The 7,182-nt window shown below is 43.1% G+C and carries 8 protein-coding genes; all 8 read left to right on the top strand.

What is annotated here, in order from left to right; translation table 11 throughout:
• Positions 1–169 precede the first annotated feature (169 nt).
• The 8 genes from fabZ to BKK50_RS03690 all read left to right on the top strand — a co-directional run bounded on the left by fabZ (position 170) and on the right by BKK50_RS03690 (position 7,171).
• Complete coding sequence (gene fabZ, locus BKK50_RS03725; RefSeq protein WP_077415435.1) at positions 170–619, top strand: 3-hydroxyacyl-ACP dehydratase FabZ; 450 nt, start codon at positions 170–172, stop codon at positions 617–619.
• Positions 620–633: 14 nt separating this feature from the next.
• On the top strand, positions 634–1,422 hold the full coding sequence (gene lpxA / locus BKK50_RS03720) for an acyl-ACP--UDP-N-acetylglucosamine O-acyltransferase (RefSeq protein WP_077415433.1): 789 nt from the start codon (positions 634–636) through the stop codon (positions 1,420–1,422).
• 105 nt (positions 1,423–1,527) lie between these two features.
• Entirely contained in the window at positions 1,528–2,700 is a 1,173-nt protein-coding gene (lpxB, locus tag BKK50_RS03715) for a lipid-A-disaccharide synthase (RefSeq protein WP_077415430.1), read from the top strand.
• On the top strand, positions 2,693–3,307 hold the full coding sequence (gene rnhB / locus BKK50_RS03710) for a ribonuclease HII (RefSeq protein WP_077415428.1): 615 nt from the start codon (positions 2,693–2,695) through the stop codon (positions 3,305–3,307). The genes lpxB and rnhB overlap by 8 nt, the downstream gene beginning before the upstream one ends.
• Positions 3,304–5,160, top strand: a complete 1,857-nt coding sequence (locus BKK50_RS03705) for an SLC13 family permease (RefSeq protein WP_077415426.1) — start codon at positions 3,304–3,306, stop codon at positions 5,158–5,160. Before rnhB ends, BKK50_RS03705 begins: the two co-directional genes overlap by 4 nt.
• 34 nt (positions 5,161–5,194) lie before the next feature.
• Positions 5,195–5,803, top strand: a complete 609-nt coding sequence (gene mog, locus BKK50_RS03700; protein ID WP_077415424.1) for a molybdopterin adenylyltransferase — start codon at positions 5,195–5,197, stop codon at positions 5,801–5,803.
• Entirely contained in the window at positions 5,790–6,128 is a 339-nt protein-coding gene (gene glnB, locus BKK50_RS03695) for a nitrogen regulatory protein P-II (RefSeq protein ID WP_077415422.1), read from the top strand. Before mog ends, glnB begins: the two co-directional genes overlap by 14 nt.
• Positions 6,128–7,171 (top strand): AI-2E family transporter, encoded by a 1,044-nt coding sequence (locus BKK50_RS03690; RefSeq protein ID WP_077415420.1) that lies wholly within the window; start codon positions 6,128–6,130, stop codon positions 7,169–7,171. Before glnB ends, BKK50_RS03690 begins: the two co-directional genes overlap by 1 nt.
• The last annotated feature ends 11 nt before the right edge of the window (positions 7,172–7,182 follow it).

Raw genomic sequence — 7,182 nt, 5'->3', positions numbered from 1 at the left:
TTTTTTTTTTAGTATGATTGGGTTTTAGCCTAAATGGTTGAAACACTCTAAAAATCTTTGTTATTTGCCGACCTTGTGTCGGCTTTTTTTATCCCCATTGCATTTTGTAATCATCCCTAAAATACCGTATAATTTCGCCCATCTTACATTTTTATAAGGAATTTTAAACGTGTCGGAAATTCAAGTAGGCAGAGTAATTGAAGCAAAAGAAATTATGACTTTATTACCACATCGCTACCCGTTTTTATTAGTGGACCGCGTGTTGGATTTCAAAGAAGGCGAATGGTTAAAAGCAATAAAAAATATCAGTGTTAATGAACCTTGCTTTACCGGACATTTTCCCGGTGAGCCTATTTTACCGGGCGTATTAATTTTAGAAGCCCTTGCACAAGCAATGGGTATTTTGGCTTTCAAAACCCATGAATTAAAAGGCGGAGAATTATTCTATTTTGCGGGGATTGACGAAGCGCGTTTCAAACGTCCTGTTTTACCCGGTGATCAAATGGAATTAAATGTTCAAGTCATCAAAGAACGCCGTGGAATAACCGCTTTCACCGGCATCGCAACGGTCAATGGTGAAGTGGCTTGTGAAGCGAAATTAATGTGCGCACGTCGCTAACTAAGGAAATAACTATGATTCACTCAAGTGCAAAAATCCACCCAACTGCATTAGTTGAAGAAGGGGCAATCATTGGTGAGGATGTGGTCATTGGTCCTTTTAGTATTGTTGAAGGGACTGTTGAGATTAAGGCACGCACTGTATTGAAATCACACGTAGTAGTACGTGGTGACACGGTGATTGGTGAAGATAACGAAATTTATCAATTTGCAACGATTGGGGAAGTCAACCAAGATTTAAAATATAAAGGCGAAGCGACCAAAACCATCGTAGGGAATGCCAACAAAATCCGTGAACACGTGACGATTCATCGGGGCACCATTCAAGGGGGCGGGGTCACCCGTATAGGGAACAACAACCTTCTTATGATTAATGTCCACGTGGCGCATGATTGTCAAATTAAAAACAACTGCATCTTAGCCAATAATGCCACGCTTGCCGGTCATGTAGAATTGGATGATTTCGTGATTGTAGGGGGGATGTCAGCCATTCATCAGTTTGTTGTGGTAGGCGCACACGTTATGCTCGGGGGCGGTTCTATGGTGAGCCAAGATGTGCCGCCTTATGTGATGGCGCAAGGCAACCACGCCCGTCCATTTGGTGTGAATTTAGAAGGATTAAAACGCCGTGGGTTTGATAAGCCGACAATGCATGCCATTCGTAATGTTTACAAAATGATTTATCGTAGTGGGAAAACCCTTGAGGAAGTGATACCGGAAATTGAACAAATCGCTCAAACGGATTCAGCCATTAGTTTTTTCACTGATTTTTTCAAGCGTTCGACACGCGGTATTATTCGTTAATCTCGAACCTTTATCCTCCTTCCAAAATGGAGATTTTCAAGAAATCAATTGTAAATCAACCGCACTTTCAGATTAAAAGTGCGGTTATTTTTTAGGATAAATTCAATGAATAAAGAAAATATCACCATCGCTCTTGTTGTCGGAGAAGTATCGGGCGATATTCTCGGTGCCGGTCTCATTCGCCAACTGAAAATTCATTATCCTTACGCTCGTTTTATCGGCATTGCAGGACCTAGAATGTTGGCAGAGGGCTGTGAAACCCTCGTGGATATGGAATCGCTCTCCGTAATGGGGTTGGCTGAAGTGGTGAAACATTTACCTCATTTGCTGAAAATCCGTAAAACGGTGATCCAAACCATGTTGCGTGAAAAGCCCGATGTGTATATCGGGATTGATGCACCGGATTTTAATTTAGATGTGGAGCTGAAACTCAAAGCCAATGGCATTAAAACCATTCATTATGTCAGCCCTTCCGTGTGGGCGTGGCGTCAGAATCGAATCCATAAAATTGCGAAAGCCACGAATCAAGTATTGGCATTTTTACCTTTTGAAAAAGCGTTTTATGATAAATTCAACGTGCCTTGCCGTTTTATCGGTCACACTATGGCCGATGCCATTCCCCTTAAACCTAACCGAACCGAGGCGTGCCAATTTCTCAATATAGATCCTAATCAACGTTATTTAGCAATACTGGTTGGAAGTCGAGGGGCGGAAGTTGAATTTTTAGCCGAGCCTTTTTTGAAAACCGCCTTATTATTGAAAGCGCAATTTCCTGATCTACAATTTCTTGTGCCTTTAGTGAATGAAAAACGCCGCCAACAATTCGAAGCCATTAAGATGAGAATTGCACCGGATTTAGCGATGCATCTGATCGATGGCAATGCACGCCAAGCCTTAATTGCTGCACAGGCTACATTATTGGCTTCCGGCACGGCAGCACTTGAGGCGATGTTGTGCAAATCCCCGATGGTGGTGGGCTATAAAATGAAACCACTCACCTATTTCCTGGCTAAACGCTTGGTGAAAACGGACTATATTTCCTTACCTAATCTCCTGGCTAATGAAATGCTTGTGCCGGAGATGATTCAAGAAAATTGTGAACCTGCATTACTGGCCGAAAAATTGGCGGTCTATTTATCGGATGAAGAAAGTGCGGTTAAAAATCGCCATGTTTTAATTCAACGCTTTACGGATTTACACCAACAAATCCAATGTGATGCAGATAAACAGGCAGCCCAAGCAGTGATTGATTTATTAGAGGAAAACCAACATGTTTAACTATCCCCAAGGCTATGAGCTGATTGCCGGTGTCGATGAAGTGGGGCGGGGGCCTTTAGTGGGGGCCGTGGTGACAGCAGCCGTCATTTTAGATCCGAAGCGACCCATTGACGGTTTAGCGGATTCTAAAAAATTGACGGAAAAAAAACGCCTTGCACTGGCAGAAGAAATTAAACAAAAGGCGCTCGCCTGGTCATTGGGGCGGGCGGAAGCGGAAGAAATTGACGAACTGAATATTTTGCAAGCTTCCTTACTTGCTATGACACGAGCCGTAAAATCCTTAAAAATTCAACCGCACTTTGTGCTGGTGGATGGCAATAAAATTCCTCAAGATCTTGATATTCCCGCCCAAGCCATTGTCAAAGGGGATAGTTTAGTGGCTGAAATTAGTGCCGCTTCTATTTTGGCAAAAGTGGCACGGGATCAGGAAATGGAAGCCTTAGATCGTCAATATCCCGAATATGCCTTTGCACAACATAAAGGCTATCCGACCAAATTACACTTAGAAAAACTTGCTGAATTGGGAGCATTACCTCAGCACCGCCGTAGTTTTGCACCGGTTCGTAAAGCCTTGGAAAATAGCAAAAAAATAAGAGAAGGGAAATGAATACTATATTTACCAGCACTCTTTGGGTTAGCCCGCTTTTCTGGACGCTTTCCCTGTTAGCCATTGCCGTGATTTTATTCGTAAGAAATAAGGTAAGAATGGATGCGGTCGCCCTTTTGGTGATGTTGGCGTTCTATTTGAGCGGTATTCTCACCACCCATGAAATTTTTGCCGGGTTCAGCGACCCAAATATTATTTTGATCGCCTTATTGTTCATTATTGGTGAAGGACTAGTGCGTACCGGCGTGGCTTATCAAGTCAGTGAAGGGATCTTAAAACTTGCCGGGAATAGTGAAACCAAGGTTTTGGTATTACTGATGCTTGCGGTGGCAGGGTTGGGGGCATTTATGAGTTCTACGGGTGTCGTGGCAATTTTTATCCCCGTGGTGCTGATGATTTGCCGCCAAATGAACCTTTCCCCAAAACGTTTAATGATGCCGCTAAGTGTGGCGGGGTTGATAAGCGGTATGATGACCTTGATCGCCACCGCTCCTAACTTGGTGGTGAATGCGGAATTAGTCAAAGATACCGGTGTGCGTTTAAGGTTTTTTGATTTCACCCCTATTGGTATCGTCATTTTATTGCTGGGAATTGGCTATATGTTATTAACTCGCCGTTGGCTTGGAGGAAATATAACCACGGATAACCAAGAAAATAGCCAACGCTCCATGGCAGAATTGATTGATGAATATGGTTTACGGGGGCGTGCAAAACGTTTTGTGGTGCGTAACGGCTCGCCTTTTATCGGTAAAAAACTTGATGAATTGCATTTACGCGCCAACTATGGCGTGAATGTTTTAGCGATTGAACGTTGGAAACGTTTCCGCCCAACTTATATGATGCCCCTTGCGACCTCGGAAATTCACGAAAAAGATATTTTGATGATCGATATTGGGCAACAAGAATTTAACCTCACAGAATTTTGTCAAACCCATAATTTAGAGCCCGCAGAGATTAAATCCCAATCTTTTGATGAGCAGGCAAAATCAATTGGAATGGCGGAATTAGCCTTAGTACCGGGATCGGCATTGATTGATAAAACCACACAAGAGGTGGCGTTTCGTTCCCGTTACGGATTGAACGTGGTCGGAATCAAACGGGATGGCGAATTGATCTCCGACAGTTTTTCCGGCACACCTTATAAATTGGGCGATTTAATTCTTGTGATTGGCGATTGGAAAGTGATTCAACAAATGCGTAACCGCACCAAGGATTTTGTGGTACTCACTTATCCAAAAGAAATGGATCGTGTTGCACCGGCACAAAGCCAAGCACCGCAAGCCCTATTTTCCGTCTTAGTGATGGTGTTACTAATGGTATCCGGCATTGTGCCAAATGTCATCGCCGCTCTTATTGGCTGTTTAATGTTAGGCTATTTTCGTTGTATTGATGCGAAAAGTGCTTATGATTCCATTCATTGGCCAAGCTTAATTTTGATTATCGGTATGATGCCCTTTGCCACTGCCTTACAAAAAACCGGCGGGATTCAACTTGCCGTGGAGGGAATGCTACAGTTAGTTGGCGATTGGGGAATGTATTTCGTGTTGATGATGTTATTTATTTTTTGTGCGGTGATAGGCTTGTTTATCTCCAATACCGCCACGGCAATTTTAGTCGCACCGATTGCCATTTCATTGGCACAACAGCTTCAAGTGTCTCCGATTCCTTTTGCGATGGTGGTGTCAATCGCCGCCTCTGCCGCCTTTATGACACCGGTTTCCTCACCGGTGAATACTATGGTGGTGGGACCGGGGGGATATAAATTTAGTGATTTTTTAAAAATTGGCGTGCCCTTTACTTTGATTGTGATGGTCGTCAGTGTCTTTTTAATTCCGCTTTTATTTCCCTTTTAGGCATTGAGATTTAAGACAAAATTTAAGGAAAAATATGACCGCACTTTTAAAAATAGGATTGGTTTCCGTGTCTGACAGAGCCTCATCCGGTATCTATCAAGATCAGGGGATTCCTGAGTTACAGACTTGGCTAGAAAAGGCATTAATCGATCCTTTCTCTGTGGAAACCCGATTAATCCCCGATGAACAAGGCATTATTGAACAAACCCTCAAAGAATTGGTGGATGAGCAGGGGTGTCATCTTGTGTTAACCACAGGGGGAACGGGGCCTGCAAAACGAGATGTGACGCCCGATGCCACCTTAGCCGTTGCCGATCGTGAAATGCCCGGATTTGGTGAGCAAATGCGTCAAGTAAGTTTACACTTTGTTCCCACGGCGATTTTATCCCGCCAAGTCGGTGTGATTCGCAAAGAAAGTTTGATTTTAAATCTACCGGGGCAGCCCAAAGCCATTAAAGAAACCTTAGAAGGGGTAAAAGACAAAGCGGGCAAGGTGTTAGTGAACGGTATTTTTAGCGCTGTCCCTTATTGTTTACAACTTATTAGTGGCGTATATATTGATACCCACCCGGAAGTGATTGCAAGTTTCCGCCCAAAATCGGCAAGACGAGAAAATTTGGAGAAAGAAAATGAAAAAAATTGAAGCAATGATTCGCCCCTTTAAATTGGATGATGTCCGTGAAAACCTTTCCGACATTGGTATTAGCGGGATGACCGTCACTGAAGTGCGGGGCTTCGGTCGCCAAAAAGGGCATACAGAGCTTTATCGTGGGGCAGAATATATGGTGGATTTTCTCCCTAAAGTGAAAATGGAAATTGTCGTGCCTGATGATTTACTCGAACAATGCTTGGAAACCATTGTAGAAACTTGTCAAACCGGCAAAATCGGCGATGGGAAAATCTTTGTTTATGATGTCGAACGGGTGATCCGCATTCGCACCGGTGAAGAAAATGAGGAAGCGATCTAGTGGAAAATAACTTAAATTTACACCGCACTTTGTTAGGTATTGCTGCCGTTGTGGTGATTTTAGCAGGGGTCAAATTAGCCGCAGAAATTGTTGTACCATTTTTACTGGCGCTTTTTATTGCCATTATTTGTTCGCCGGTGATTAAATCAATGACCGATAGACGAGTGCCTCACTGGTTGGCAATGGTACTATTATTTGTTTTTATTTCCCTGATTTTCTTCTTTTTAATCGGGTTAATTAATAGCAGTGCAAGGGAATTTACCCAATCGATTCCCCAATATAAAACCTTGCTTTCAGAACGCATCAATGATCTGATGGCATTGGCACAACGTTTCAACTTGCCTGTTTATTTTTCAAGAGAAACGATTCAAGATAATTTCGACCCAAGTATCATTATGAATTTGGTGAGTCGTGTCTTACTCAATTTTTCCGGTGTGGTGAGCAATGCCTTCGTCTTGGTGCTGGTGGTGATTTTTATGCTTGCGGAAGCGCCAACAATGAAACACAAATTTGCCGTTGTGATAAGCGCCACACCGAATGATGTGGAAAAAGAAGAACGGCATATCAATCGTATTTTGCAAGGGGTGATTGGCTACCTTGGTATTAAAAGTATCACCAGTTTGCTAACAAGCATTGCGGTGTTCATTTTGCTGGAAGTGTGTGGCGTACAATATGCGATTTTGTGGGCAACATTCAGTTTCTTGCTCAATTATATTCCGAATATCGGCTCAATCATCGCCGCCATTCCTATTATCGTACAGGCTTTATTATTAAATGGTTTCGGTATTGGTTTTGCAGTAACAACCGGAGTGATTGTTATCAATATGGTGATTGGTAATATTCTTGAACCTAAAATGATGGGGAAACGCCTAGGACTTTCCACTTTAGTGGTTTTCCTTTCCCTCTTATTTTGGGGATGGCTGTTGGGAACCGTGGGGATGCTCCTTTCCGTTCCCCTGACCATGGCACTAAAAATCGCCTTAGAATCCAGCCCAAACACGGTGAAATACGCCGCCTTGTTAGGGGATGTGGAAACTGATTAAGAATTTCTATA

The sequence above is a fragment of the Rodentibacter rarus genome, from assembly GCF_001998965.1.
Lineage (GTDB): Bacteria > Pseudomonadota > Gammaproteobacteria > Enterobacterales > Pasteurellaceae > Rodentibacter > Rodentibacter rarus.
This window is presented reverse-complemented; position numbering and strand designations above follow the sequence as displayed.

Bases quoted from the DNA above. Each gene is read 5' to 3' on its own strand.
- lpxA (WP_077415433.1), top strand. From the start codon at position 634: ATGATTCACTCAAGTGCAAAAATCCACCCAACTGCATTAGTTGAAGAA.
- BKK50_RS03705 (WP_077415426.1), top strand. From the start codon at position 3,304: ATGAATACTATATTTACCAGCACTCTTTGGGTTAGCCCGCTTTTCTGG.
- glnB (WP_077415422.1), top strand. From the start codon at position 5,790: ATGAAAAAAATTGAAGCAATGATTCGCCCCTTTAAATTGGATGATGTC.
- mog (WP_077415424.1), top strand. From the start codon at position 5,195: ATGACCGCACTTTTAAAAATAGGATTGGTTTCCGTGTCTGACAGAGCC.
- rnhB (WP_077415428.1), top strand. From the start codon at position 2,693: ATGTTTAACTATCCCCAAGGCTATGAGCTGATTGCCGGTGTCGATGAA.
- lpxB (WP_077415430.1), top strand. From the start codon at position 1,528: ATGAATAAAGAAAATATCACCATCGCTCTTGTTGTCGGAGAAGTATCG.